This is a genomic window from Streptomyces sp. NEAU-174 (genome assembly GCF_052665095.1).
In genome coordinates, this window is record NZ_JBQTCE010000027.1 from 81,167 (window position 1) to 108,026 (window position 26,860).

At 70.1% G+C, this 26,860-nt stretch carries 26 protein-coding genes, 1 rRNA gene and 1 pseudogene; 15 read left to right on the forward strand and 13 right to left on the reverse strand.

Annotation, left to right across the window (positions count from 1 at the left end):
- Positions 1–2: 2 nt before the first annotated feature.
- Complete coding sequence (locus ACT2CW_RS46135) at positions 3–1,229, reverse strand: PP2C family protein-serine/threonine phosphatase (protein WP_445520902.1); 1,227 nt, start codon at positions 1,227–1,229, stop codon at positions 3–5.
- A gap of 233 nt (positions 1,230–1,462) precedes the next feature.
- On the opposite strand from ACT2CW_RS46135, the gene ACT2CW_RS46140 reads away from it, so the two are divergent.
- Positions 1,463–1,987 carry an O-acetyl-ADP-ribose deacetylase gene (locus ACT2CW_RS46140; RefSeq protein WP_445520903.1) on the forward strand — a complete coding sequence of 175 codons (525 nt, stop codon included), beginning with the start codon at positions 1,463–1,465 and terminating at the stop codon, positions 1,985–1,987.
- 17 nt (positions 1,988–2,004) lie between these two features.
- Here ACT2CW_RS46140 and ACT2CW_RS46145 read toward each other — a convergent pair whose 3' ends face one another.
- Positions 2,005–3,105, reverse strand: a complete 1,101-nt coding sequence (locus ACT2CW_RS46145; RefSeq protein WP_445520904.1) for an NlpC/P60 family protein — start codon at positions 3,103–3,105, stop codon at positions 2,005–2,007.
- 568 nt (positions 3,106–3,673) lie between these two features.
- Here ACT2CW_RS46145 and pstS point away from each other — a divergent pair.
- The 4 genes from pstS (at position 3,674) to pstB (ending at position 7,883) form a co-directional block, all read left to right on the forward strand.
- Positions 3,674–4,795, forward strand: a complete 1,122-nt coding sequence (gene pstS / locus ACT2CW_RS46150; protein WP_164432132.1) for a phosphate ABC transporter substrate-binding protein PstS — start codon at positions 3,674–3,676, stop codon at positions 4,793–4,795.
- A gap of 115 nt (positions 4,796–4,910) precedes the next feature.
- Complete coding sequence (pstC, locus tag ACT2CW_RS46155) at positions 4,911–5,900, forward strand: phosphate ABC transporter permease subunit PstC (RefSeq protein ID WP_445520905.1); 990 nt, start codon at positions 4,911–4,913, stop codon at positions 5,898–5,900.
- A 115-nt stretch (positions 5,901–6,015) separates the two neighbouring features.
- A complete protein-coding gene (pstA, locus tag ACT2CW_RS46160) occupies positions 6,016–7,080 on the forward strand; it encodes a phosphate ABC transporter permease PstA (RefSeq protein ID WP_138914564.1) in 1,065 nt (354 codons plus the stop codon).
- 26 nt (positions 7,081–7,106) lie between these two features.
- Positions 7,107–7,883 (forward strand): phosphate ABC transporter ATP-binding protein PstB, encoded by a 777-nt coding sequence (gene pstB / locus ACT2CW_RS46165; RefSeq protein WP_164432053.1) that lies wholly within the window; start codon positions 7,107–7,109, stop codon positions 7,881–7,883.
- 165 nt (positions 7,884–8,048) lie between these two features.
- On the opposite strand, the gene ACT2CW_RS46170 is transcribed toward pstB, so the two are convergent.
- Together ACT2CW_RS46170 and ACT2CW_RS46175 are read right to left on the reverse strand one after the other, a co-directional pair.
- Entirely contained in the window at positions 8,049–9,047 is a 999-nt protein-coding gene (locus tag ACT2CW_RS46170) for an inorganic phosphate transporter (protein WP_164432051.1), read from the reverse strand.
- An 8-nt stretch (positions 9,048–9,055) separates the two neighbouring features.
- Positions 9,056–9,676 (reverse strand): DUF47 domain-containing protein, encoded by a 621-nt coding sequence (locus tag ACT2CW_RS46175; RefSeq protein WP_030837909.1) that lies wholly within the window; start codon positions 9,674–9,676, stop codon positions 9,056–9,058.
- A gap of 192 nt (positions 9,677–9,868) precedes the next feature.
- On the opposite strand from ACT2CW_RS46175, the gene ACT2CW_RS46180 reads away from it, so the two are divergent.
- Positions 9,869–10,273, forward strand: coding sequence for a metal-sensitive transcriptional regulator (locus ACT2CW_RS46180; protein ID WP_020869543.1), 405 nt, complete (start codon positions 9,869–9,871; stop codon positions 10,271–10,273).
- Between the two features lie 218 nt (positions 10,274–10,491).
- Here ACT2CW_RS46180 and ACT2CW_RS46185 read toward each other — a convergent pair whose 3' ends face one another.
- The gene (locus tag ACT2CW_RS46185; RefSeq protein ID WP_445520916.1) at positions 10,492–10,767 is read right to left on the reverse strand and encodes a hypothetical protein; all 276 of its coding nucleotides are present in this window, start codon (positions 10,765–10,767) and stop codon (positions 10,492–10,494) included.
- Between the two features lie 199 nt (positions 10,768–10,966).
- Complete coding sequence (locus tag ACT2CW_RS46190; protein WP_445520906.1) at positions 10,967–11,884, reverse strand: hypothetical protein; 918 nt, start codon at positions 11,882–11,884, stop codon at positions 10,967–10,969.
- Positions 11,885–11,979: 95 nt separating this feature from the next.
- On the opposite strand from ACT2CW_RS46190, the gene ACT2CW_RS46195 reads away from it, so the two are divergent.
- A complete protein-coding gene (locus tag ACT2CW_RS46195; RefSeq protein WP_164432048.1) occupies positions 11,980–12,183 on the forward strand; it encodes a hypothetical protein in 204 nt (67 codons plus the stop codon).
- 168 nt (positions 12,184–12,351) lie between these two features.
- Complete coding sequence (locus ACT2CW_RS46200; protein ID WP_445520907.1) at positions 12,352–13,965, forward strand: FAD-binding oxidoreductase; 1,614 nt, start codon at positions 12,352–12,354, stop codon at positions 13,963–13,965.
- A 271-nt stretch (positions 13,966–14,236) separates the two neighbouring features.
- Here ACT2CW_RS46200 and ACT2CW_RS46205 read toward each other — a convergent pair whose 3' ends face one another.
- Positions 14,237–14,950 (reverse strand): phosphatase PAP2 family protein, encoded by a 714-nt coding sequence (locus tag ACT2CW_RS46205; protein WP_445520908.1) that lies wholly within the window; start codon positions 14,948–14,950, stop codon positions 14,237–14,239.
- A gap of 235 nt (positions 14,951–15,185) precedes the next feature.
- Complete coding sequence (locus ACT2CW_RS46210) at positions 15,186–16,193, reverse strand: bifunctional lytic transglycosylase/C40 family peptidase (RefSeq protein ID WP_037954960.1); 1,008 nt, start codon at positions 16,191–16,193, stop codon at positions 15,186–15,188.
- A gap of 225 nt (positions 16,194–16,418) precedes the next feature.
- On the opposite strand from ACT2CW_RS46210, the gene ACT2CW_RS46215 reads away from it, so the two are divergent.
- The 7 genes from ACT2CW_RS46215 (at position 16,419) to ACT2CW_RS46245 (ending at position 24,722) form a co-directional block, all read left to right on the forward strand.
- Positions 16,419–16,652: a DUF397 domain-containing protein gene (locus ACT2CW_RS46215; protein WP_164432044.1), complete on the forward strand. Its 234-nt coding sequence runs from the start codon at positions 16,419–16,421 to the stop codon at positions 16,650–16,652.
- A gap of 283 nt (positions 16,653–16,935) precedes the next feature.
- The gene (locus tag ACT2CW_RS46220) at positions 16,936–17,244 is read left to right on the forward strand and encodes a hypothetical protein (RefSeq protein ID WP_009716148.1); all 309 of its coding nucleotides are present in this window, start codon (positions 16,936–16,938) and stop codon (positions 17,242–17,244) included.
- A gap of 330 nt (positions 17,245–17,574) precedes the next feature.
- On the forward strand, positions 17,575–18,465 hold the full coding sequence (locus tag ACT2CW_RS46225; RefSeq protein ID WP_445520909.1) for a hypothetical protein: 891 nt from the start codon (positions 17,575–17,577) through the stop codon (positions 18,463–18,465).
- Positions 18,455–19,777 (forward strand): hypothetical protein, encoded by a 1,323-nt coding sequence (locus tag ACT2CW_RS46230; RefSeq protein ID WP_445520910.1) that lies wholly within the window; start codon positions 18,455–18,457, stop codon positions 19,775–19,777. The genes ACT2CW_RS46225 and ACT2CW_RS46230 overlap by 11 nt, the downstream gene beginning before the upstream one ends.
- Positions 19,778–19,779: 2 nt before the next feature.
- A complete protein-coding gene (locus tag ACT2CW_RS46235) occupies positions 19,780–21,336 on the forward strand; it encodes an SCO6880 family protein (RefSeq protein WP_138915993.1) in 1,557 nt (518 codons plus the stop codon).
- A gap of 94 nt (positions 21,337–21,430) precedes the next feature.
- On the forward strand, positions 21,431–22,834 hold the full coding sequence (locus ACT2CW_RS46240; RefSeq protein WP_037955082.1) for an ATP-binding protein: 1,404 nt from the start codon (positions 21,431–21,433) through the stop codon (positions 22,832–22,834).
- Position 22,835: 1 nt separating this feature from the next.
- A complete protein-coding gene (locus ACT2CW_RS46245) occupies positions 22,836–24,722 on the forward strand; it encodes a hypothetical protein (protein ID WP_445520911.1) in 1,887 nt (628 codons plus the stop codon).
- 27 nt (positions 24,723–24,749) lie between these two features.
- On the opposite strand, the gene ACT2CW_RS46250 is transcribed toward ACT2CW_RS46245, so the two are convergent.
- The 5 genes and pseudogenes from ACT2CW_RS46250 to rrf form a co-directional block, all read right to left on the reverse strand.
- Positions 24,750–25,151, reverse strand: a complete 402-nt coding sequence (locus ACT2CW_RS46250) for a LuxR C-terminal-related transcriptional regulator (protein WP_445520912.1) — start codon at positions 25,149–25,151, stop codon at positions 24,750–24,752.
- Between the two features lie 18 nt (positions 25,152–25,169).
- Positions 25,170–25,703, reverse strand: coding sequence for a sensor histidine kinase (locus ACT2CW_RS46255; RefSeq protein ID WP_445520913.1), 534 nt, complete (start codon positions 25,701–25,703; stop codon positions 25,170–25,172).
- 58 nt (positions 25,704–25,761) lie between these two features.
- A pseudogene (locus ACT2CW_RS46260) lies at positions 25,762–25,974 on the reverse strand (histidine kinase); the annotation flags it as partial.
- Positions 25,904–26,518 carry a hypothetical protein gene (locus ACT2CW_RS46265; RefSeq protein WP_445520914.1) on the reverse strand — a complete coding sequence of 205 codons (615 nt, stop codon included), beginning with the start codon at positions 26,516–26,518 and terminating at the stop codon, positions 25,904–25,906. The pseudogene ACT2CW_RS46260 and the gene ACT2CW_RS46265, both read right to left, overlap by 71 nt.
- Before the next feature lie 134 nt (positions 26,519–26,652).
- Positions 26,653–26,769, reverse strand: a 5S ribosomal RNA gene (gene rrf, locus ACT2CW_RS46270).
- Positions 26,770–26,860: the final 91 nt, after the last annotated feature.

Genomic DNA, 26,860 nt, shown 5'->3' on the forward strand with positions numbered 1-26,860 from the left:
GGTCAGCCGCGGTCCAGCAGCAGTACGGCCAGATCGTCGGTCAGCTCCCCGCCGTTCAGCGACCGCACCTCGGTGACGGTCGCGTCCAGCAGTTCCTCACCGCGCCGTCCCTCCGCGACCTGGCGCGCCACGATCTCGACCATCCCCTCCTGGCCGAGCCGCTGCACCCCCTGCCCGACGCGGCCCTCGATCAGCCCGTCGGTGTACATCATCAGGCTCCACGCCGCACCGAGCTCGACCTCGCGGCGCGGCCAGCGGGCGTTCGGCAGCAGGCCCAGCGCCGGGCCGTTCTCGTCGGTGGGCAGCAGCCGCGGCGCCATGCTCGGGCGGATCGCCAGCGGTGAGGGGTGCCCGGCCAGGCAGACCCCGGCCCGGCGGCCGTCCGGGGAGATATCGACCGTACACAGTGTGGCGAAGATCTCATCGTCGGCGCGTTCGTTCTCCAGCACCTGCTGAAGGGTGCCGAGCAGCTGATCGCCGCAGAGCCCGGCGAAGGTCAGGGCGCGCCAGGCGATCCGCAGCTCCACGCCGAGGGCGGCCTCGTCCGGGCCGTGGCCGCAGACGTCGCCGATCATCGCGTGGACCGTGCCGTCCGGGGTCCGGACGGTGTCGTAGAAGTCGCCGCCGAGCAGGGCCCGGCTGCGGCCGGGCCGGTAGCGGGCGGCGAAGCGCAGCCCCGAGCCGTCCAGCAGCGGGGTGGGCAGCAGTCCGCGCTCCAGCCGGGCGTTCTCCTGGGCGCGCAGCCGTGACTCGGTGAGCTGGCGCTGGGCGAGGTCGGAGCGTTTGCGCTCGACGGCGTAGCGGATGGCGCGGCTGAGGATCCGGCCGTCCAGCTCGCCGCGGAAGAGGAAGTCCTGGGCACCCACCCGCACCGCCTCGGCGGCGCGCTCGGCGTCGTCCTCGGCGGTGAGCACGAGGACGGCGTGCGCGGGCGCGAGCCTCAGCACGTCGCGCAGCATGGCCAGCGAGTCGACGCCGTCGTGGCACGGGCCCGGCAGGGCCAGGAGGATGCACTGCACCCCGTCGGTGAGCAGCCGGCTGGCCTCGGTGAGATTGCGGGCCGTACGGATGCGGACCCGGTTACCCTCGGTATCCAGCATCTCGGGAACGTTGAAGGCACCGGACGGATCGTCCTCGATCACCAGCAGGGTGAGCCCGTTGTCGGGCAGGGTGGCGGGACCGGCCGACTGGGCCGGTGCCTCCCGTTGCCTCGGCACGGGTACGGACATCGCTCGATTCCTTCCCTCCCCCCGAGGGCGCGCCCCGCCGACCGGTGGAGCGCAAGTGGGATTCCGGTACGCACACCGACTGGTCGGTTTCAGCGGCGTCAGGGCGCGGGTACCGGATACTGCCAGGCGACCTTAGCGCTAGGCGGCCGTTTCACGGAATGACCTCCAGGCACCGACTTTTGTCATATGCCGCACGTCATGCGGCACTTGGCGGGCCGCGAGACAATCCCGAGATGACGAACATCACGCTGGCGCTGGGCGATATCACAGAGCAGAGCGTCGACGCGGTCGTGAACGCGGCCAACTCCTCCCTGTTGGGAGGGGGTGGCGTCGACGGAGCCATCCATCGGCGGGGCGGATCCGACATTCTGGATGAATGCCGTGATCTGCGCGCATCCCGCTACGGCAAGGGACTTCCGGCCGGTGAGGCGGTCGCCACCACGGCCGGCCGGCTGCCCGCCCGCTGGGTGATCCATACGGTCGGACCGGTCTTCTCCGCGACCGAGGACCGCTCGACCACCCTCGCCTCCTGCTACCGCGCGTCGCTGCGGGTCGCCGATGAACTGGGCGCCCATACGGTGGCCTTCCCGGCCGTCTCCACGGGCGTCTACCGCTGGCCGCTCGACGACGCGGCCCGGATCGCGCTCACCACCGTGCGCGATACGGACACTTCGGTCACCGAGGCCCGTTTCGTCCTCTTCGACCAGCGCGCCTACGACGCCTTCGAGACGGCCCTGAACGAGCTGCCGCCCGCCTGAGCCCCTGGTGGCCGGTGCTACCTCGCGTCCGGCCGCACCACGCCCAGGATCGGCATCGAACCCGCGCCCGCGACCGTCACCTGACGGCCGGGGCGGGGGGCGTGGATGATCGCGCCGCCGCCCACGTACATCCCCACATGGCTCGCGTCCCGGAAGTAGATGATCAGATCGCCCGGGCGCATGTCCTTCACGCTCACCTTCGGCAGCAGCCGCCACTGCTCCTGCGAGGTCCGCGGGATCGCCCGGCCGGCCGCCGCCCACGCCCGCTGGGTCAGCCCCGAACAGTCATAGGTGTTGGGGCCCACCGCGCCCCACACATAGTCCTTGCCGAGCTGGTCCTTCGCGAAGTCGACCGCGCGCCCGCCCTTGTCGGTGGCGCCGCCGCCGAGCTCCCGCAGTATCCCGGTGTCCAGCCACTTCGCCTGCGCGCCACGGGCCTTGTCCTCCTCCAGCCGGCGCAGCCGCTCCCGCTCGTCCTTCGCCAGCCGGGACTCCAGCCGCTGCGCCCGGGCCAGCTTGCGCAGGATCTCCTTCTTCGCGGCCGCCTTCTTCGCCCGGCTCCGGTCCAGCCGTTCCCACTCCTGGGAGGCCGACTCGGCGTAGCGGTCCAGCGCCACCTGGGTGCGCGCCAGACGGCCGATCAGACCGTGGGTCGCCTTCTCGCCCTTGCGCGCGAGCGTGACGCCGTCGAGGAACTCACCCGGGTCGCCGTTGAGGAACAGCCGCGCCTCCGCGGGCATCCCGCCGCCGCGGTACTGGGCCCGGGCCATCGCCCCGGCCCGCTTGCGCAGTCCGGCCATCTCCTTCTGGGCCTTCACCACGGCCCGGGCGATCCTCAGGATGGACTTCTCCTGCCGGGCCTGTTTCTCCCGCGCCAGGTTGTACGCATCGGTGGCCGACTCCGCCTTGCGGTAGAGCCCCTCGACCTCCTGACGGACCGCCTCCAGGCTCCGGTCCCCGGTCCCGCCGCCACCGGTCCCGCCCCCGCCGCCCGGCGTCGGCCCCGGCTCGCCTGGCGCGGCGTACGCCGTCTCCGGCATGGCCGACAGTCCCAGCGCGCAGACGAGCGCGGTGGCCGCGGCGACGCTCACACCCCTCCCTCTCCCGTCCCGCCTCATCCGCGGTCTCCTCTCGTTCGGCTCCGGCCGTGCGCGCTCCTGTCCCCGCTGAGCGGATCGGTGGAAGTCGGCCGCGGTTCGGTGGCACCCCGAAGGGGCGCGGGGAACTGCGCGACCAGCCACGACGGCGCCGCAGACGATCGACGGCAGGTCGGGGCACTTCCAGCGAAGCGCTTGGCGCGCCGGACCTGACGTACCGGCACGTAGGGACGGATAGTGACATGCCGTACCGCAATCCGACAGAGACACGCGGCGGTTACGCCGGCAGCCACCCCGATCCGGTTCACCGGACGGGTGCCGCACAGGTGTCGGACGGGACCCGGGCGACCTCCGCAAGGGGCTCGTCCTCGCCGCGACCCAGCCGTGACCTGGCCGTGACATGGCCACCACACTGACGGCCGAGGTTCACCATCCGTTAACTCGCCCCCTCAGGCGGCTTCACCTGATCTGCCTAATTTCGGCCCTACTGAGCGTGAGCCGAGTACGGCTCCGGCGCACGCCACAACAAGTGCGCTCCACCCATCTCGCGCCGTCCCCCACCGGCGGCTTCTGGAAGGAACTCCTGAAAGTGAAGCTTCAGCGCAAGAACCGGCTTCGCGCCATCGCCGCCGGTGCCCTCGCTGTCTCCGGCGCCCTTGTCCTCACGGCGTGCGGTTCCGACGACAACAGCGGTGGTGGTGGCGGCGACTCCAAGGCCGCCTCCAACATCAAGTGCGACGGCAAGGGGCAGCTGCTGGCCTCCGGCTCCTCCGCGCAGAAGAACGCCATGGACCTGTGGATCAAGACCTACGGCGAGGCGTGCAAGGACACCAAGCTCAACTACAAGGCCACCGGCTCGGGCGCGGGCATCCAGGAGTTCTTGCAGGGCAAGACCGCCTTCGCGGGTTCCGACTCGGCGCTGAAGCCCGAAGAGGTCAAGTCCTCGGAGAAGGTCTGCAAGGGCGGCAAGGCCATTGACCTGCCGATGGTCGGCGGCCCGATCGCCGTCGGCTTCAACGTGCCCGGCGTGGACAAGCTGACGCTGAACGCCGAGGTCCTCGCCAAGATCTTCAACTCCGAGATCAAGAAGTGGGACGACCCCGCGATCAAGGCGCTGAACAAGGACGCCAAGCTTCCGAGCCTCAAGATCCAGGCGTTCCACCGCTCCGACGAGTCGGGCACCACGGACAACTTCACCAAGTACCTCAAGGCCGCCGCGCCCAAGGCGTGGCCGCATGAGCCGGGCAAGGCGTGGGAGGGCGAGGGCGGCCAGTCGGCCGACGGCTCCTCCGGTGTCTCCTCGCAGGTCAAGCAGGTCTCCGGCTCGATCTCGTACTTCGAGCTCTCCTACGCGACCGCGAACAGCATCAAGACCGTCGACCTGAACACCGGCGCCTCCGCCCCGGTCCAGGCCACCGTCGAGAACGCCTCCAAGGCCATCTCCGAGGCCAAGATCAAGGGCACCGGCAAGGACCTGGCCCTGGACCTGGCCTACGACACCAAGGCCGACGGCGCCTACCCGATCACCCTGGTCACCTACGAGATCGCCTGTGACAAGGGCAACAAGGCCAGCACCCTCCCCGCGACCAAGTCCTTCCTGAACTACGTCGCCAGCGAGGACGGCCAGACCTCGCTGAAGGAGCTGGGTTACGCCCCGCTGCCGACCGAGATCGCCAACAAGGTCCGCGAGAGCGTCAAGAGCCTCTCCTGACCCGAGTGCGGCTGACTCCGCCGTGGCGATCGCCACGGCGGAGTCAGCCGCATCGTCCGGTGCACCGCCGCACCAGGAGCCCCATCCGCAACGGGCTCCGCAGACCGGAGAACTCATGAAAACGGATATAGAACCCACATCATCAGCCGCAGGGTCACCGCCAAAGGTCAGGACCCGCCCCACCGGCCGCGCCGGTGACAAGATCTTCCTCGGCCTCTCCCGGGGCTCCGGTATCGCTCTCCTGGTGATCATGGCGGCCATCGCGGCCTTCCTCACCTACCGCGCCGCCATCGCGATCTCCAAGGACGAGGCCAACTTCCTCACCTACTTCGAGTGGAACACCGGCTCCTCGCCGATGCGGTTCGGCATCGCCGTCCTCGCCTACGGCACGGTGGTCAGCTCGATCATCGCCATGGTCATCGCGGTCCCGATCGCGGTGGGCATCGCGCTGTTCATCTCGCACTACGCGCCGCGCCGGCTGGCCACCCCGGTCGCCTATGTGATCGACCTGCTCGCCGCGGTCCCCAGCATCGTCTACGGCCTGTGGGGCGCGCTCTTCCTCGTGCCGCATCTGACCGGGCTGTACACCTGGTTCGACGACTACCTGGGCTGGACCGGGATCCTCAGCTACCAGGGCGGCGCCGCGCGCTCCCTGTTCACCGTCGGCATCCTGCTGGCGATCATGATCCTGCCGATCGTCACCAGCGTGAGCCGCGAGGTGTTCCGGCAGGTCCCGAAGATGCACGAGGAGGCGGCGCTGGCGCTCGGCGCCACCCGCTGGGAGGTCATCCGGATGGCCGTCCTCCCGTTCGGCCGCTCCGGCATCATCAGCGCCTCGATGCTGGGCCTGGGCCGTGCGCTCGGCGAGACCATGGCGGTCGCCACCGTGCTGTCCCCCAACTTCCTGATCGAGACCAGCCTGCTGGACCCGGGTGGCGGCACCTTCGCCCAGAACATCGCCAGCCGCTTCAAGGAGGCCGGCAACGACGGCCGTGACGCGCTGATCGCCTCCGGTCTGGTGCTGTTCGTCATCACCCTGCTGGTCAACGGCGCCGCGCGATTGATCATCGCCCGCCGCAAGGAGTACTCGGGGACCGCGGCATGAGCGACGCACGCGCGGCCGCCAGGCCGCAGACGACGACGAAGGCCGCACCTCTGCGCCGCGTGGGCGACAGTCACATCAGCTGCTGGCGCAGCGGAGCGAATGTAAGGGGCACGGCATGAGCACTGTCGCTGACAAGAACGCCACGCGCCACGGCTCGAGCCTCCAGCAGGCCCGGCTGCCCGGATGGGCCCCGTACGCCCTGGTCGTGGTCTCGCTGGCCCTCGGAGCGGGCCTCGGCACCGCCCTCGGCATGGGCAACCCGTTCCAGATGGGCCTGCTCGCCGCCCTGGTCTTCATCATCGGCTCGTACGCCGCGGGCGCCGTGGTCGAGGGCAGCCGGCAGGCCAGGAACCGGCTGGCCACCAGCCTGGTCTGGGTCTGCTTCCTGCTCGCCGTCGTCCCGCTGCTCTCCCTGATCTGGGAGACCATCGACCGGGGCCGGACCGTGCTCGACGGCTACTTCCTGGCCCACTCCATGGAGGGCGTGCAGACGATCCTGCCCGGCGGTGGCGCGTACCACGCGATCATCGGCACCCTGGAGCAGGTCGGCCTCGCCGCGCTGATCGCCGTGCCGATCGGCCTGCTGACCGCCATCTACCTGGTGGAGTACGGCCGCGGCCGGCTCGCCAAGGCCGTCACCTTCTTCGTCGACGTGATGACGGGTATCCCCTCGATCGTCGCCGGTCTGTTCATCCTCAGCTTCTGGATCATCATTCTCGGCTTCAGCTACTCGGGCTTCGCCGGTGCCATGGCGCTGGCCATCCTGATGATGCCGATCGTCGTCCGCTCGACCGAGGAAATGCTCAAGCTGGTCCCGGACGAGCTGCGTGAGGCGTCCCTCGCGCTCGGCGTGCCCAAGTGGCGCACCATCCTCAAGGTGGTGCTGCCCACCGCGATCGGCGGGATCACCACGGGTGTGATGCTCGCGGTCGCCCGTATCGCCGGTGAGTCCGCGCCCATCGTGCTGCTGGTCTTCGGTGCCACGGGGATCAACAACAACCCGTTCGAAGGCGCCCAGTCGTCGCTGCCCTACTACATCTACGAGCAGTGGCAGCTCGGCAACGAGGCCTCCTTCAACCGGGCCTGGGCAGCGGCGCTCGTGCTCATCGCCTTCGTCATGATCCTGAACCTGGTGGCCCGCGGCATCGCCCGCTGGAAGGCCCCGAAGTCCGGCCGCTGAGGCCAAGAAGAAGAGAAGTGATTCACATGGCCAAGCGAATCGACGTCAGCGGGCTCACCGCCTACTACGGCAGCCACAAGGCCATCGAGGACATCTCGATGACCGTCGAGCCCCGCTCGGTGACCGCCTTCATCGGCCCGTCGGGCTGCGGCAAGTCCACCTTCCTGCGCACCCTCAACCGGATGCACGAGGTCACCCTCGGCGGACGTGTTGAGGGCAAGGTGATGCTCGACGACGAGAACCTCTACGGCTCGGGGGTGGACCCGGTCTCCGTGCGGCGCACGGTCGGCATGGTCTTCCAGCGCCCCAACCCGTTCCCGACGATGTCCATCTTCGAGAACGTGGCCGCCGGGCTGAAGCTCAACGGCTCGTACAAGAAGAACGAGCTCGAGAACGTCGTCGAGAAGTCCCTCAAGGGCGCCAACCTGTGGAACGAGGTCAAGGACCGGCTCAACAAGCCGGGCGCCGGGCTCTCCGGCGGTCAGCAGCAGCGGCTGTGCATCGCCCGCGCCATCGCGGTCGAGCCCGATGTGCTGCTGATGGACGAGCCCTGCTCGGCGCTCGACCCGATCTCCACGCTCGCCATCGAGGACCTGATCGGTGAGCTCAAGGAGCGCTTCACGATCGTCATCGTGACGCACAACATGCAGCAGGCGGCGCGCGTCTCGGACCGTACGGCCTTCTTCAACCTGGCCGGTGTCGGCCAGCCGGGCAAGCTCATCGAGATCGACGAGACCGAGCGGATCTTCTCCAACCCGTCGGTGCAGGCGACCGAAGACTACATCTCCGGCCGCTTCGGCTGACCCAGGCCCCTCGCACGACCGGCGAGGACAGAACGTCCTGCGGTGCTGCATGGCGGTGCCACCGCAAGACGAAGGGCCCGCCCCTGGCTCCCGGGGGCGGGCCCACTTTCATGGGCCCGCTCATGGGCCCGGTCTTACTTGTACGGCGGTCAGCTTGCGCTGCGGTCAGCCGAAGGCCAGGTTGACGATCCAGTAGCTGAGCGCGGCGACTCCGGCCGCCGCGGGCATGGTGATGAACCAGCCGAGGATGATGTTCTTCGCGACCCCCCAGCGGACCGCGCTCACCCGCTTGGTCGCCCCCACGCCCATGATCGCCGAGGTGATGACATGGGTGGTCGAGATGGGCGCCTGGAACATGAACGACGCCGTGTACATGACGCCTGCCGCCGTGGTCTCCGCCGCGAACCCCTGCGGCGGGTCCAGCTCGATGATCCGCCGTCCCAGCGTGCGCATGATGCGCCAGCCGCCCGCGTAGGTGCCGAGCGACAGCATCGCGGCGCAGGAGATCTTCACCCACACCGGAATCGCGTCGCCCTCGTCCTCGACACCCCCGATGACCAGGGCCATCACCACGACACCCATGGTCTTCTGGGCGTCCTGGAGGCCGTGGCCGAGCGCCATGCCCGCCGCCGAGACGGTCTGCGCTATCCGGAAGCCGCGCTTGGCCTTGTGCGGGTTCGCGTCACGGAAGATCCAGAGGATGACCACCATCACGAAGTAGCCGAGCACCAGGCCGACGAGGGGCGAGAGGACCATCGGGATGACGATCTTCTCCAGCACCCCGTCCCAGTGGACCGTGCTCGCCCCGGCGAGCGCCGCGCCGACCAGCCCGCCGAACAGCGCGTGCGAGGAGGAGGACGGCAGACCGTAGTACCAGGTCACCATGTTCCAGGTGATCGCGCCGACCAGTCCGGCGAACAAGATCATCATGCCTTGGTCGCCGGTGGGGGTGGCGATCAGGCCCTCGCTGACGGTCTTGGCGACACCGCTGCCCAGGAAGGCACCCGCGAGGTTCATCACGGCGGCCATCGCGAGCGCCGCCCGTGGGGTCAGCGCCCGGGTGGAGACCGAGGTCGCGATGGCGTTGGCCGAGTCATGGAAGCCGTTGGTATAGGTGAAGAACAGCGCGACCGCGATGGTCACGACAAGCGCGAAGGTGTCCATGCCCGGGCTCAGGACTCCTTGACGGCGATGGTCTCGACCGTGTTCGCCACATGCTCGAAGGCGTCGGCCGCCTCCTCCAGCACATCGACGATCTGCTTGAGTTTGAGCACCTCGATGGCGTCGTACTTGCCGTTGAAGAGGTGGGCAAGGAGCTTGCGGTGGATCTGGTCCGCCTGGTTCTCCAGCCGGTTGACCTCGATCCAGTACTCCGTGAGGTTGGTCATGGTGCGCAGATTCGGCATCGCCTCGGCGGTCAGCTCGGCCGCCCGCGCCAGCACCTCGATCTGCTGCTCGACGCCCTTGGGCAGCTCCTCGACCTGGTAGAGGACGACCAGGTCGACGGCCTCCTCCATGAAGTCCATGATGTCGTCGAGGGACGAGGCCAGGGAGTAGATGTCCTCGCGGTCGAACGGCGTGATGAAGGAGGAGTTCAGCTGGTGGAAGATCGCGTGCGTCGCATCGTCCCCCGCGTGCTCCGCGGCCCTCATCCGCTCCGCGATCTCGGCACGAGCGGAGGAGTCCGCCCCGAGCAGTTCCATCAGGAGCTTGGAGCCGGTCACGATGTTGTCCGCGGACGCGGCGAACATGTCGTAAAAGCTCGTCTCCCTGGGGGTCAGACGAAAGCGCACTGGGGATCCTCGGATGCAGCGGATGGGGGACTCGACGATGCTAGGCGCATCTTCCGGCCACGGTAACCGGCGTTCCCAGTGTCGCCCATTGGGCAGAGTGCTCAGCACGGGGGCCCGGTTCGACCGGAAAAGGCGGTACCATATACCCACGGGGGGTATATGCGGACATTGCGTAATCAACGGGAGGAAGCCATGACGACCTCGGCGGCCGACACCACCGCGCCCACCGACGGCGACGAGCGGGGCCAGGCGTCCGGGCACACCTCCGCCCAGGACTCCGTACCCCACGGTGGGCATGGATACGCCAAACAAAAGGATCAGCACCTGAAGCGGCTGCGCCGGATCGAGGGCCAGATCAGGGGATTGCAGCGGATGGTCGAGGAAGACGTCTACTGCATCGACATACTCACCCAGGTCTCGGCGAGCACCAAGGCGCTCCAGTCCTTCGCCCTCCAGCTGCTCGAGGAGCATCTGCGCCACTGTGTCGCCAGCGCGGCCGTGGAGAGCGCCGCCCAGGGCGAGGCGGAGGGCACGGGAGAGGTCGACGCCAAGGTGGCCGAGGCCACGGCGGCGATCGCCCGGCTGCTGCGGACCTGAGCGGCGGCACGGGCCGCCCGCCCCGCGGGTCAGCGCCGGTGCGGGCCGTTCCCCGGGCGTGCGGGCCTGCTCCCCGGGCGGGGGCCCATTCCCGGACGTGGGGCCCGTTCCCGGGCGTGGACATGACCGTCGGCTCGCCTCTCGCCGGACGGGGCCGCTGGGCACCCGCCGACGAGACGGCGGCATCGACGTCGCCCGGGGGCGTCCGGGGGCGTCCGCTACGGGGCGTCCGGGCTCCCGGCACCGGCCTCCGGGGCGGCCTTCGCCTCCTCGGCCGGCTCCGCCTCCTCGGCGCGCTTCGTCTCCTCTGCGCGCTTCTCCCTGTCCACGCGCTTCGCCTTCTCGGAACGCTTCCCGTCCCCGGCGGCCTTCCCGTTTGCCTTGGCGCCCGTGGTCCCCTCGGCCGAATCTGATCGGTCGGCCTGCACCCGGAGCACCTCGTCGATACGGTCCGTACTGAGCCTGTCCTCGTCCGCGCTCGACGCAGCGATCATCAAGTCACCATAGAGATCGATTTCGACGAGGGCCACGGGGTCCGGGCCCGACGAGCCGCGACGCGCAACCACGTGTTTCACCTCCTCCAGCGAGCACCTGCGAGCACTTTCGAGCAGCGGCTTCCCAGCGTAGGGAGCGGTACACACTCCGCGCATGGCACGGATGGGCCATTTCGAAGGGCAAAGCGGGCCCCTCCGACTACTTCTGAGGTGATCCGACCTTCCCTGTGTAGATATCCGTGGGCTTGGGGAGCTCAACCTCGGCGCGGGTCCCGAAGTCGTAAAGCTCCGTGGTGGAGGCGACCCCCAGTTCGCCGCGCCGCCGCCCGGCGGCGTCCGGGCGCTCCGCCGCCTCCTGGCCGTCGGCCCGGCTGGTCACCGTAAACCGGTGGCGCACCTCGCGCAGCCTGCCGAGCCCGTCGAGATACGCGTCGAAGCGCACCGTGCTCTCGTCGAACCCCCTGGCCGCGGCCACCAGCGATCCCCGCGCGCCCTGCGAGGCGGCCCGCGCCGCCCGGCCGATGTCGGTGGTGCCGCGGTAGTGGCGCACCAGATCCCCGCCGAGCCCCTCCTCGCCGACCAGGCTGGCCTCGCGCACCCCACGCAGCAGCTCGGCGGCGGTCAGTGGATCCGTGGCCCCGCCGGTGACCAGATTGCCGTCGGGAATGTCCGTCGTATCCACTCGCACCCATTTGTCGCGGGGAATGCCCGCACCGCGATTGCGCATGAAAAGCGCCCCGGAGGTCAGGAGTTCGGTGATCGGCGCATGCTCGGCGGTCCCCATCGCGTCCCTCGGCAGCAGCAGCCGCAGCCGTCCCAGCCGCTTCTCGAAGTCATACGCGCCGGCGCCCCGGATGGACACGCGGGTGCCGCCCGTCGCCGTCTCCATGGTCGTACGGACCCGTGAGCTGCCCGACTCGACCAGCACATCCGCGGCGCGGTGCAGGGCCGTGACCGCGCTCTCGCGCGCGGTGCCGCCCGGTCGTTCATCGGCCGCCGTCTCGGTGGTGCAGCCGCTCACGGTCGCCAGCGACACGGCCAGCAGGCCACCCGACACGACCCCGGCGACCGCTCTCACCCGTCTCCGTACGCCGAGCCCGCGCTGCTGGAACACCATCGACCGCCGACCCCCTGGCCACGCTCGTCCCGCTTGGTACTTGTTCGTTTAACGATCCACACCGGCGGCTCGTCACGGCCCGGTAGCGTGGTCATGTGCTCGACTCAGGCGACATAGGCCCCGGCCGGAACCGCACCACCACCGTGGAGCGGGGCTCGTTCTCCATCGCCCGCTGCACCTGCGGCTGGTCCGGTCCGGCCCGTCGCGCCAGAGCTCTCGCCCGCGATGACGCGGCGGACCATGCGACGAGCCGTCACTCCCGGTCCGGCACAAGCGATTCACCGGACTCGTCCGATTAGCGACGATCGGACTCGTCCGATTGATGTGGGTTGTCCGTCCCCCGACAACTCTTCGGCCAGGAGCGGAACCACACCCCCCGGTCGGCCCCTCTGACCAAAGGACCGGGCCGGCCTCGCGATGGCCCGGTCGACGGTTGGGAGCAGCGTCGACAGGGAGGGGACACCGCCATGAACCGGCGGACACTGCTGGCAGCGGGCACGGGGCTGGCGGCCACCGCCACAGGGGTCACCGCGTGCGACGATGACGCGGGGAAGGCCGGCGGTGACACGAGCCCGGTCGGCTCCTCCTCCTCGGCGCCGGACGCCCGTTCGGCCTCGGCGAGCGGCAGCCGCCGCGCCGTCGACGGCAAGCCGAAGTCCGCGGACTGGAGCGCGCTCGGCAAGGACCTCCAGGGCGACCTGGTGCGGCCCGGGGACTCCGACTACACCTCGGCCAGCCGGCTCTACAACACCCGCTTCGACCATCTCCGCCCGGCCGCCGTCGCCTATACGGAGAACACCTCGGACATATCCGCCTGTCTGGACTTCGCCCGGCGCCATGGCGCCGCCGTCGCGATCCGCAACGGCGGTCACTCCTACGCCGGCTGGTCGAGCGGCGACGGCCGCCTCGTCATCGACGTCTCCGCGCTCTCCTCGATCCGTACGACGTCCGGTGAGGCGCGGATCGGCGCCGGGGCCAAACTCATCGACGTCTACACGAAGCTGGGCGCTCGCGGAGTCACCGTCCCCGGCGGCTCCTGCCCGAGCGTCGGCATATCCGGACTGACCCTCGGCGGCGGCCACGGTGTGGTCTCCCGGGCGTACGGGCTGACCGCCGACAGCCTTACGGGTGCCACCATCGTCACCGCGGACGGCAAGGCCCTGGAGGTCTCCAAGAGCCGCGAGGCCGAGCTGTTCTGGGCGCTGCGCGGCGCGGGCAACGGCAACTTCGGCGTCGTCACCGAACTGCGCTTCCGTACGCATGACGCGGCCGACGGCGTGACCTGTTACATGTCATGGCCATGGTCCAAGGCCGCGAAGGTGCTGAGCGCCTGGCAGAAGTGGGGCCCGGACCAGCCGGACGAGATCTGGTCGGCGCTGCATCTGTCGGCCGCCCCCGGACGCACCCCCACCGTCTCCATCAGCTGCTTCTCACTCGGCACCTACGGCGCGCTACAGAACGCGGTGGACAAGCTCGCCGACGGACCGGGCGGCCCCGGCCCCGCCTCGCAGGTCAGCCTGCGCCGCCGCGGCTACGTGGACGCCATGCGGATGTACGCGGGCTGCGGCGACACCTCCACGGCCAACTGCCATCTGCCCGGCGACAAGCCCGGCCGCAGCACCTCCGGGACGCTGAACCGCGAGACCTACGCGGCGCGTTCGGACTTCTTCGACCGCTCGCTGAGCCAGGCGGGCGTCCGGGCCATGCTGGACCAGCTGGAGCGCTACGGGCGGCGCACCGGCGGCGGGGGCGCGGTCAGCATCGCGCTCACCGCGCTCGGCGGGGCGGTCAACCGGGTCTCGCCCACGGCCACGTCCTTCGTCCACCGCCGCTCGCGGTTCCTCGCGCAGTACACCGCGTCCTGGGCGGCCGGCGGCTCGGGCACCGCGGGCAACGCCTGGCTGGACGGCGCCCATAAGGCGATGCGGCGGTACGCCTCCGGGGCGGCGTACCAGAACTACACGGACGCGTCGCTGAAGGACTGGCGCTCGGCCTACTACGGCTCGGCCGCCGACAAGCTGACGCGGGTGAAGAAGCGTTACGACCCGGACCGGCTCTTCGACTTCCCGCAGGCGCTGTGAGGTTCTCTGCCAGGGACTTGCGGGACCGCGGAGGTTCAGCTGGCCCCCGGAGATGAAGAAGGCCCGGCAGCCGCCGGGCCTTCTTCGTATGCGTGTTCGTGGCGTCCGTAAGGGTGCCGCCAAGCAGGTCGGAGGAAGTCCGCTACGGTTCGGGCAGCGCCCCGAAGGGGCGCGGGGCCGTGTCGATGTGCGGCTCCGCCGCGCGGGCGCGACCAGCCACGACGGCGCCGCAGTCGACCGACGACGCATCGCGGCACTTCCAGCGGAGCGCTTAGGCCGCCAGGTCCTTGTTCCCGTGGTCGCGGCCCACCGAGCGGGACTCGGCGAGCTCCGCGCGTGCCTCGTCCGCGTCCTCGTCGGTAGCGGCAGGCTCGGCCCGCACCAGCCGGCCGACGCGCGAACCCGCGACGGCCCTGGTCAGCGGGGTCAGCAGCATCATCGCGAGCGGCGCAAGCAGCAGCGTGACCGCCGTCCCGAGGGCGAACCCGCCGATGACGTCGGTCGGGTAGTGGACGCCCATATAGACGCGGCAGAACCCTTCCAGCAGCGCGAGCCCTATGGCGGCGACCCCATAGGCGCGATGGGCCATGAAGACGCCGACGGCGACCGCCATGGTCAGCGTCGCGTGGTCGCTGACGAACGAGAAGTCGGTCTTGCCCGCCACCAGGACGTCGAGCCCCTGATGGTCCTTGAAGGGCCTGGGCCGCTCGACAAAGCCGCGGATGGGGATGTTGGCAACCAGCGCCAGCCCGGCGGCCAGCGGGGCCCACATCAGCCCGGCGACGGCGGACGGCGCCTCCTGCGGCCGCTTGCGGACGCTCCACCAGGCGGCCAGGGTCACCAGGACGAGCCCGATGATGATCCCGTACTCGCCGACGAACTCCATGACGCGGTCGAACCAGTGTGGGGCGTCCTTCGCCAGCCCGTTGATGTCGTAGAGAAGGCTGACATCGGGGTTCGACCCGTCCAGTGCGAGTCCAGCCATATGCCGTGGCCCCTTATCTCTTGCCTGTCACTACGTGCAGCTGCCAACCCCCGTAATGCCTTGCGAGCCGTGGCAACGCGACCGGCGCCGGAGAATCCGCCGTCGATCCACGCTGATCCGCGCCTCGATCCACCTCCAGGGAACGCCCTCTTCTCGCCAGGGGTTCCGTACTCCACCCAACGATCACCGGGACGTTATCGAAGGGTGACCGATCGTCGCAGCTCAGAGGGAATCCTTACGCGGGGTTCGCCCGCGGCAGCGCTTTCGCGCCATCCTGAGTCACCCGTGTAGCACCGATGTAGTCCGGCGAGTCGATCTTGTCAAAACGGATCACCGCACCGGTGTAGGGCGCGTTGATCATGTAGCCGCCGCCCACATAGATCCCCACGTGGTGGATCGATCTCGGGTCGTCGAGGTCGTAGGCGAAGAAGACCAGATCGCCGGGGAGCAGCTCGCTCCGCTTGGGGTGCGGTCCGGCGTTCCACTGGTCGTTGGCGACGCGCGGCAGATCGATGCCGACCGTCTTGTACGCCGCCTTCGTCAGCCCCGAGCAGTCGAACCGCCCGCCCTCCTCCGGCGTGCCGTTCCCGCCCCAGAGATAGGGCTTGCCGAGCTGCTTCTGCGCGAAGTAGATCGCCCCGGCCGACTGCTGCGAGGGCTGGACCTTCTGGATCGGCGCCTCGAAGCTCTTGGCGAGGGTGGTGATGGTCTTCACGTAGTTCTGGGTCTCGCGGTAAGGAGGCACCCCGCCGTACTTGATCACGGCATAGGCGCCCGCGTTGTACGAGGCCAGCATGTTGTGCGTCTGATTGCCCGGCACATCCTTGACGTACTTGGCGAGCGAGCAGTCATAGGCGGCCGCCGACGGGATCGCGTCCTGCGGGTCCCAGATGTCCTTGACGCCGTCCTTGTTGCCGTCGACCCCGTGCGAGGCCCAGGTGGCGGGGATGAACTGCGCTATCCCCTTGGCGTTGGCCGGGCTCTGCGCCTTCGCGTTCCAGCCGCTCTCCTGGTAGAGCTGCGCGGCGAGGAGCGCGGGGTTGATGGCCGGGCAGGAGTTCCCGTACCGCTGGATGAGCGGTTCGTATGTGGCGGGAACGGCGCCCTTGGCCAGCCCGACGGCCTTACCGCCGGCACCGCCGACGAGGTCCGCCGCGACCATATAGGTACCGACGACGAGCAGCGCGACGAAGGAAAAGGAGACTCCGAGACCGACACTGACACCCAGCCAGACCTTACGCACCCGGCCATCCTCCCCCATTCACGCGCCATGCGAACGCGTTTCCGCTCGCACGGCGAAAATCAGCCGCTCCCCAGCCGAAACCATGCGGCGGCCGCCGACGCGCGCCCCCTTGTGCGCCGCCGACCCGCCCCGCACGCCTCACCGCCCCTCCTCGGCCGCCTCTCGCGGGGGCGCGGAACGCGTAGAGTCCAGCCGTCCGAGCACCAACGACCCTGGGGACCGCAGATGACACGGCTCGACTGGCAAGAGCTCGACTGGCAGCGGGCCGCACCCGCCGACCTCCCGGAGGGCGCCGCCTACCTCGAGGTGGCCGTGGGCCCCGACGACCAGATCCTGATGCGCGAGAGCAACGACCCGGAGACCGTCGTCGTCACGACCCGGGCCAAGTGGGACGCGTTCATCAAGGGCGTCAAGGCGGGCGAGTTCGACGACTTCGCGGACCTCGCGGAGGACGACTGACGCCCCCGGGCGACTGATGCCGCTGCGCCAAGGGGCTTACCCGTCAGCCCCTCACGGATCGTTGCCCGACGCCCACCCGCGTGATACACAGAGTGACCATACGACACTCCGTTGACATGCCTCACACGGCCGCTGGACGGGCGTGTCCCACAACACGCACGAGATCCGCCAAGAAATGCCGCCAAGTCGACATGCGGAAGCGGATTCATCAGCGAAGATAGAGGCTGACCCACGCCATGCCGGCGAAGAGACACAACAACCCACAAGGGGCGGTGAGTTCATCATGTTCCTAGCGGCCGAAAAGGGCGACATCAACACCATCATCGGCGGAATCGCCCCAGACTGGGGTCCGTTCGGCAGCCTGGGCAGCGAGGCCCGCGTCATGATCGAGGTCGTGATGGCGGTCGCACTGCTGCTGTGCTTCGGCATCGCCATCTGGGGCGCGGCCAAGCAGCGGATCGGCGCGACGGCCCTACGGGACACCTTCAGCGCGGAGCAGGGCAAGGGGCTGATCGTCGCGGGCCTGACCGGTGTGTTCATCATCGGATCACTGGGCACGCTCTTCACGATCGTGTACGGCATGGCCATCTAGCCGCGTCCCCGCCCGCCCCCGAGCCGCCCCTCCACGCGGGGCGCACACCCCTGGCCGCAAGCCTCCGCTCCCGATTCCCCCTACCAGCCCCACACCCCCGTACCCGAGGCTGCTCCCTGATGCCCGCTCCCGCTCACCACGCTGAGGTCGTGTCAGCTTGATGTCCACTCACACCAGCGCGCCCGAGCGTCAGTCCTCACCGTTACCTTCGTATGCGGGTGACGGAAGAGAGACCATGGATGACGCGGTCGGCAGAATCGCCGGGATCGCCAGGATCGGCGGGATCAGCAGGCCTGGCAGGCTCGGCACGGGTGAAGGGGCGTACGCAGGATGAGTCTCGGCGGCGACGACGGATACGGCGGTGACTACGAGGGCCATGACGCGCGCCGCGGCCGCGGCGCGGCCCCCGAAGGTCACCTGACGCGCACCCGCCTGCCCGAGGGCGACGGCGACCCCTACGGTCCACCCCGCCGAGCCCCCGGCCGCCCCAAGCCCAGCCGCAACCTGATCACCGTGGTCGGCGTCATCGTCCTCCTCCTCGCGGCCATCGCCTTCGTCAACCGCGGCGACGGCAAGGACGGCGGCTCCAGCGGCGGCGGCGACACCGGCGGGGGCGGCACCGAAGCCCAGCCCACCGCCCCCACGGGCGAGCGCCCGGTCGACGGCAAGAACGCCACGACCGACATCGCCTCGGGCTTCGCCAAATCGGAGCAAGGCGCCCAGAGCGCGGCGGCGAACTACGCGGTGGCGTTGGGGTCCGCCGATATGTACAACCGCGACCGGCGCCATGAGCTCGTCCCCCAGATCTTCACCAACGCGGCCGCCGACCGGCTCCAGACCAGGCTCGACAAGGCCTACTCCGCGGCGTCCCTGGAGAGAATCGGCCTGGACGCCAACGGCAAGGCCGCCGACGGCATGACCTACGTCTCGCGCACCGCCCCTCTGGGCACCAAGGTCGGCAAGTTCTCGGGCACCAGCGCGACCGTCGCGGTCTGGTGCACCGGCGTGTTCGGCACGGCCGGAGAGGGGTCGAAGAACCCGGTCACCAACGACTGGTTCACCCTGACGCTCAAGCTGCGATGGGTGAACAACGACTGGAAGGCCGAGAGCTACTCGCAGAAGGCCGGTCCAGCCCCGGTCAACAGCGACCGCACCGCGTCCACAGCCGACGAGATCGCCAAGGCAGTCGAGCAGTACGGAGGGTTCACCTATGCCCGCTAGCCCCCGCCGACGCGCTCTCACCCTCGCCGGAGCCCTGGCGTCCGTGCAGACGGCCGCCGTCCTGCTGGCCAGCCGCGCCGTGGCGGCGCCGAGCCCCACCCCGAGCCCGTCGGACGATGGTCACTGCGGCGACATCATCGGCCCCGCACCCTGTGGCAAGGATTCCGGAGGCTCCAGCGGCCCCCCCGACCCCTCCAACCCCCTCGACCCCGCCGCCTCCCTCGCCCGCGGCTGCGCCGACGCCGCCTCCTGGCTCGTCGGCAAGCTCTCCAAGCTCGTCAAGGAGACGGCCAACGTCGACTTCACCAACGAGGCCTTCCTCCGCCAGTACGCCGTCGTCTTCGCCGCCTCCACCGTCCTCACCCTCATCCTCTGGCTCCTCGCCGTCGCCAAGCGCGCCATCCGCGGCGTCCCCCTCGGCGAGGCGCTCTCCGAAGCCATAGGTTTCCTCTGGCTGACGGTCCTGGCCTCCGCCTTCACCCCCCTCATCCTCTATACGGTCGTCACCGCGACCGACGCCGTCACCGACGCCATCGCCTCCGGCACCGGCGCGGACAACGACGCCTTCTTCGGCTCGTTCTCCCAAGCGCTCAAGCGGGACGAGGACATCGGTGGCGGCCCGATCATGCTCATCGTCGTCTCGCTGGTGACGATCCTCGCCGCCGGTGTCCTGTGCCTCGAGCTCGTCATCCGCGCCGCCCTCCTCTATGTGGGCGCGCTGCTCGGCACCGCCGTCTACGCGGGCCTCGTCGACAAGAACATGTGGGGCCATGTGCGCCGCTGGGCGGGGATCATGATCGCCGTGATCCTCGTCAAGCCGGTGATCATCACCGTCCTGGCCCTCGCCGGCGCGCTCTCCACCAACGGCGACAAACCCGACGCCTTCTCGGCCGTCGTCTCCGGCCTGTCCATCATCATCCTCGCCATCTTCGCCAGCGCGATGATCTACCGCTTCGTGCCCGGCTTCGGTGATGAGATCGTCAAGGCCCGCAGCGCCAGCTCCGACCCCGCGTCCCGCCAGGCCGCCGCCGTCATCACTTCCCCCGCCGCCCTGGTGAAGCAGGGCATCAACACCCACAGCGCCCGCGGCGGAGGCGAGACCGGCGGAGGCGGCGGCGCCCCGGGGCAGGCCAAGCCCGCCAACCCCGTCTCCGGCGGTGTGGCCGCCCACTCCACCCGCACCAGCGGCGGCGGAGGTGGCGGGGGCGCCTCCCCCGCCCCCGCCAGCCGCACCGGCCACACCGGAGGCTCCGGCGGCGGCTCCGCCACGAACCGCGGCTCCGGCAACAACTCGGGAGGTGACCGGCGGTGACGATCGACGCCCAGTCGCACCCCATCGCGCCCCGTCGCACATATCTGATCGGGCGCCCCCGCCCGAACGCGATCGTCGGCAAGAACCGCGAGACCGGCGAGATCGGGCTGATCATCGCTGGGGCGTTCATCGGGATGATGTGCGGGCTGCTGGTGCCGGTGCTGATGTTCCGCATCACCGCCCTGGTCGGCTTCCCCACCCTCGCCCTCGCCGCCGTGTACGTCCCGTACAACGGGCGGACGTTCTACCGCTGGTTCGAGATCAACCGCTCCTTCAAGCGCAGCATCCGTAAGGGCACCACCGCCTACCGCTCCGGCGCCGCCGAGGCCGGCACCCGCCTGGACGGCCGTGAGATCGAGGTCGGTCCGCCCCCCGGCATCGGCCGGATCAACTGGCTGGCCGCCCCCTTCGGCCCCGACGAGATCGCCGTGCTCCTGCACGCCGACCGCCGCACCGTCACCGCCGCCATCGAGATCGAGGGCCCCGGTGTCGGACTGCGCGACAGCGAGGACCAGGAGGCCCTCGTCGACCGGTTCGGCACCCTGCTCAAGCATGTGGCCAACGGCGACGGCTTCGTGACCCGCCTCCAGATGCTGGCCCGCACACTCCCCGCCGACCCCGACGCGCACGCCAAGGACGTCGAGCGGCGCGGCGACGACCAGGCCCCCAACTGGCTCAAGGACTCCTACGACCAGTTGCAGTCCATGGTCTCCACCTCCTCCGAGCAGCATCGCGCCTATCTCGTCGCCTGTATGCACTACACCCGCGACCTGGCCGCCGAGGCCCAGGCCATCGCGCGCGCCGCCCGCCACAGCGGCGGCGGCCGGCGGCTCGACAAGGACGCGGGCCTCGCCGTGGTGATGGCCCGTGAGCTGACCGACATCTGCGCCCGGCTCGCCGAGGCCGACATCCGGGTGCGCCAACCCCTGGGGCAGGGGCGGCTGGCCTCACTCATCCACTCCATGTACGACCCGGACCACCCCATCGACCACATCCAGGCGATGACCAAGCGGAACGCCTGGCCCGCCGAGCTGGACGCCATGGAGCCCACCTACCTCCAGGCCAAGACCCGGGAGTCGAGCACCCGTGAGCCCTGGTGCCACTCCACGGCCTGGGTGAAGGAGTGGCCCATGACGCCCGTCGGGGTCAACTTCCTCGCCCCGCTGCTCGTCCACACCCCCGATGTCATCCGTACGGTCGCCGTCTGTATGGACCTCGAGCCCACCGAGGTCGCCATCGAGCGGATGCTCACCGAGAAGACCAACGACGAGGCCGAGGCCAGCCGCGCCGCGAAGATGAACCGCACCGTGGACCCGCGCGACATCGCCGCCCACGGCCGGCTCGACCAGCGCGGCGAGGACCTCGCCAGCGGTGCCGCGGGCGTCAACCTCGTCGGCTACATCACCGTGTCCTCCCGGTCGCCGGAGGCCCTCGCGCGCGACAAGCGGACCATCCGCGCCTCGGCGGGGAAGAGCTACCTCAAGCTGGAGTGGTGCGACCGCGAGCACCACCGGGCCTTTGTGAACACGCTGCCGTTCGCGACCGGTATCCGCCGATAGAACAGACAGAGCAGACAGAGCCGATACAGCCCATAGAGCTGATAGACACGACTGGGACGACAGGGACGATAGGGGCTCCGCCGTGGCCGATCCGATGAGCGCCATCACCGATGCGTTCACCAGCTTTCTCTTCGGAAAGGTGGAGACGACGCGGCTGCCCGTGCGCACCTCCACCGGCCAGGCCCAGGCCGTCTATCTCCCCACCGCGGCCCCCGGCCTCGGCGACTCTGGGGTGGTCATCGGCCGTGAGGTCTACTCCGGCAAGGGCTATATCTACGACCCCTTCCAGCTCTACGGCCAGCAGCTGCCGGCCCCCCACTGGCTGGTGCTGGGCGAGTCCGGTAACGGCAAGTCGGCCCTGGAGAAGACCTATGTCCTGCGCCAGCTGCGGTTCCGCGACCGCCAGGTGGTGGTGCTCGACGCCCAGGGCGAGGACGGCGTCGGCGAATGGAACCTCATCGCGCAGGAGCTGGGGATAACGCCCATCCGGCTCGACCCCATGGCGGCCCTGGACGGCGGTATCCGTCTGAACCCCCTGGACCCGGCGATCACCACGACCGGTCAGCTCGCCCTGCTCCGCACGATCATCGAGGTCGCGATGGGGCATGGCCTCGACGAGCGCTCCGGGTTCGCCCTGAAGGTCGCGCACGCCTATGTCAACGAGACCGTCGTCGACCGCCAGCCGGTGCTGACCGACATCGTGGAGCAGTTGCGCCACCCCGAGGAGGAGTCGGCGGCGGCGATGAACGTCGATATAGACGACGTACGGGCCTGGGGCCTCGATGTCGCCCTGGTGCTGGACCGGCTGGTCGACGGCGATCTGCGCGGTATGTTCGACGGCCCCACCACGGCCGGAATCGATCTGGACTCACCCCTGATCGTCTTCGACCTGTCCCATATCGATCGCAACTCGATCGCGATGCCGATCCTGATGGCCATCGTGGGCGTCTGGCTGGAGCACACCTGGATCCGTCCCGACCGTAAGAAGCGCATCTTCCTGGTCGAGGAGGCGTGGCACATCATCAACTCGCCCTTCGTCGCCCAGCTCTTCCAGCGGCTGCTGAAGTTCGGGCGGCGGCTCGGCCTGTCGTTCGTCGCCGTCGTCCACCATCTCTCCGACGTGGTCGACGGCGCGGCGGCCCGGGAGGCCGCGGCCATCCTCAAGATGGCCTCCACCCGGACGATCTACGCCCAGAAGGCGGACGAGGCACGGGCCACCGGCCGCGTCCTTGGCCTGCCCCGCTGGGCCGTCGAGATCATCCCCACGCTGTCCCCCGGTATCGCGGTATGGGACGTCAACGGCAACGTACAGGTCGTCAAACACCTGATCACCGAGGCCGAGCGGCCCCTCGTCTACACCGACCGGGCGATGACGGAGGACGCACTGGCCGTACAGATGGCGGTCGAGGCGGAGGCCGAGGAGCGCGCCGCCGCGGCGGTCGAGGCGGCGGAGGCGGACACCTACGGCGGGCCGTCGTACGGGTCCACGGTGGCGTGAGATGGCGGCGGGACAGAATCACGGCGGGCCCGCGGAGCACGGAGGGCCTCCGTCCGCGGAACGCGGCATTCCGGACGGCCTGCTGATCGGCGCCATCGCCCTCCTGCTGGGCACGCTCGGCCTGATGTGGTCGGCGACCGGGCTGGCCGGGCTCTTCGCCCGCGGCGCCTGGCCGGACAACCTGACCTTCATGCGCGCACCGGTGGCGCTGCGCCATCTGCTCCAGGAGCCCCAGGACCTGGCGGCGGCCTGGCCCGACACCCCGAAGGACCAGCTGTCGGGGTACGGGCTGTTCTGGGGCATCTTCATCAGTGAGCTGATAGTGCTGATCGTTCTGACGATCTTCGTGATGGGCACCCTGGCCCGCTACCGGACGGTCCGCGCCCAGCGCCGCGTCGCCCGCGCGGCCGCCCGCGCGAATGCGGCGGAGGCGAAACGGCTCGGCCTCAAGGACACGAGGACCGCGAAGGACGGCACCGCGCCGACACCGGTCAACGGTACGGGCGTGGAGGCGGCCCCCGGCGTCGAGGTGCCGCCCACGCCCGCTCCTCCGTCCGTCACCGGCCCCGGAAGCGTCTCAGCGGCCCCAGGAGCCGCCTCCGCAAGACCTTCCGAGGGTTCGCCCGGCACCACCGCTCCGGACCGCCCCAGTGGGCTCCCCGCGCCGGGCCCGACCGAGGCGGTCCCCGGCGACGGCGCCATCGCACCTGCCGCCGGTCACCGACACCCGACCGAGGCCGTCGCCGCCGAAGCGTCCGCCGGAACGGGCCCCGAGCCGTACCCCCACATCACCGAGCAGAGAGCCGCCGCACGGGACGCCCCCACCGGGAGCACGACCACTCCCCCGACCCAGGACGACCTGTACGCCCCGCTCGACCCGACATCCGCACCACAGCCGCTCCCCACCCCCCGCGGCGGCCCGCTGCCGTCGGCCGCCCTCCCCGACGGGGAGCTGGCCCGCTCCCGTGTCCTCTTCGGCGCCCAGCGCGGGGAGTCCGCGGCCCACGCCGTTCTGGAGGCGGTCGGCCCCGTTCTGGTCGTCACCAGCGATCCCAAGCTCTGGGCCACGACCAAGGACACCCGCGCCAAGCTCGGCCCCACCCATGTCTTCGACCCCTCCCATCTGCTCGACACCCCCGCCCGGCTGCGCTGGAACCCGGCGGTGGACTGCGGCTCCCGCGATATCGCGGCCGCCCGCGCCACCGCCCTCCTCGCCCCCGTACGGCCCATGCACGCCATGGACCGGCCCCTGGCGGAGGCCGCGGAGACGATGCTCCGCTGCTGGCTGCACGCCGCCGCGGTGGACGGCCGGCCGTTCCGCCATGTGCACCGCTGGGCGCAGGGCAGTTCGGCCCACGAGCCGGTAAAGATCCTCCGTACGCATCCCAAGGCGGCGGGCGGCGCGGCCGGCGAGCTGGAGGCCACGCTCACCGCCCACCGCGAACGCCGCGACATGGCCCAGGAGCTGACCGCCCGTGCCCTCGGCGCGCTCTCGTCGATCCATATCCGGGACGCCTGCAATCCGGGACGCGCCGACACGCTCGCACTGGAGTCATTCGTCGCCGAAGGGGGAACCCTGTATCTGATGGGCGAATCCATCGAGGACCCCCGAACCCAGCCGGGTGCGATGCCGCTGCTGACCGCACTCGCCTCACACGTGGTCGAGCACGGCCGGCGCATGGCCGAACGGTCATCCTCCGGTCGGCTCGACCCACCACTGACCCTCGTCCTGGACGACGTCGCCGCCGTGGCCCCGCTCCCGGCACTCCCCGACCTCCTCGCCCAGGGCGCGGACCAGGGCCTCCCCACACTGGCTCTGATGCGCTCCCAGGAACAGGCCCGAGCCCGCTGGCCGCACCGCTCCCTGGCGGGCCAGGAGTCGCGCTGACGGCTGCACACCCCGCCAGTTCTTCCGTCAGCCGTCCCCGGGCGCACCCTCGTCGGCCAAGCCCGCGTCATGGACGAGGATCGCCAGCTGGACGCGGTTGGTGAGGTTGAGCTTGGTCAGGGAGCGGCTGATGTGCGCCTTGACGGTGGTCTCGGTCAGCCGGAGCTCGCGGCCGATCTCGGCGTTGGACAGCCCGCGGGCGAGGGCCCGTGTCGCCGCGCCCTCCCGGTCGGTGAGCCCGGCCAGGCGCTCCCGCGCCTCGCGCGCCTTCGCGGGACGCCGCGCGGCATAGGCCGTGACGATCTGCTTGGTGACGGTGGGGGCCAGCATGACGTTCCCGGCCGCCACAGCGCGTACGGCGTGGGCGAGTTCCCGCGGCGGGGTGTCCTTGGATGAGCCGGAGCCCGGTCCTGACCAGTTCCTCGTCATCGGCGATGAGGACGCGGATCATACGGGCTCTCCTTCCGCGGCCGGTGCCGGTGAGGCCACAGCAGGCGCCGGGAGCCGCGCGGACACCGCGAAGCCGCCCTCACCGCCCTCAGGCAGCGACCGCGCGCCGAACTCGCCGCCGAGCAGCTGGACCCGCTCCCGCAGGCCGACCAGGCCGAGCCTGCTCCCGGGCAGGGGGTCGGCCGGTCCGGAGGGGGCCGCGTTGTGGACGGTGACCTCCAGGGCGGCAGGGAGGTAGCGGAGCCCCACCTCGGTCGGGACCCGGCCCGCATGCTTGCCCACATTGGTCAGCGCCTCCTGGACGATCCGATGGGCGGCGTGTTCGACCATGTCGGGCAGCGGCCGGACCGTTCCACCGACGTCGAGGGAGACCGGAATGCCCGCCGCGCGGGAGCGGTCCACCAGGTCCTCCACATCCCTGAGCCCGGCCGGCGGTGCGGCCGGAGCCATGTCCCCGTCCCGCGCCGGCGTCAGGACGCCCAGCACCTCGCGCAGCTGGGCGAGGGCCTCGCGCCCGGTCGCACGGATCACCGCGGCTCGGACGCCGTCGCCTCGTCCCGTGCGTTGACCTCCAGCGCCCCGGCGTGCAGACCATCAGCGACACCTGGTGCGCCACGATGTCGTGCATATCGCGCGCGATCCGGGCCCGTTCCTGAGCGCGCGCCTCCTCGACGCGGGCGGCCCGCTCCCGCTCCTGGTGCTCGGCCCGCTCCCGCAGGCCCTTGAGGACGTCACGGCGCGCACCGATCCACAGGCCGTGCGGAAAAAGGCAGCCAACGGCGGCCACCGCCCCCAGCACCACCTGTTCGCGGTCCCCGAACCGCGTCCACGCGGCCCGCCCCCATCCCCGGCAGCAAGAACAGCAGCCCGCGCACCGGTCCGAAGACACCCGTACGGTACGCGTACGCGCCGAGGGCCAGCAGGAGCGTCCCCACGCCCTGCCCGATGGACGCCATGACGGGCACCCTCCACAGCCCGTAGGAGACGTCCACGTACAGGTCCATCATGATGTGGGTCGCCTCGGCTGTGCCTCGCTCCTCGACCAGCTCGAAAGCCGTCTGGTCGATGCCGGCGAAGTAGAGCCGCGCGAACAAGCCGAGGATGAGGCAGGTGCCGCCCCAGAACGCCAGACCAGGAAAGCGAACGGCGATCACCCGCGCAAAGGTCGCCACGGCCGGGCACATCAGGACCGTGCCGAGGGCGAAGGCGGTGTAGGCGGCGGTGACGAGCGTCGGATTCTCCGCATAGGCGACCAGTTGGGAGGGCGCGGCGAAGGGCTGTCGGTCGAAGGCCTCCAGCTGCTCCGAGGTGAACTCCCCCGAGTGCAGGGACAGATATCGCAGCACGAGTCACCGGGCACATCGTCCGATCGTGCCCACTGGTGCGTCTCTTTCGTACACAGCTGGGAAAGGAAATGGGGGCTGAACGCAAAAATGCCTCGGTCCCGAGCACTATGTACTCGGGACCGAGGCTAAAAATTGTTCGGCGGCGTCCTACTCTCCCACAGGGTCCCCCCTGCAGTACCATCGGCGCTGAAAGGCTTAGCTTCCGGGTTCGGAATGTAACCGGGCGTTTCCCTAACGCTATAACCACCGAAACACTATGAAGATGAACCGGACCCAGCCCACAAAGGGGCGGTCAGACGGTTCATTGCTTCAGAACCAACACAGTGGACGCGAGCACCTGAG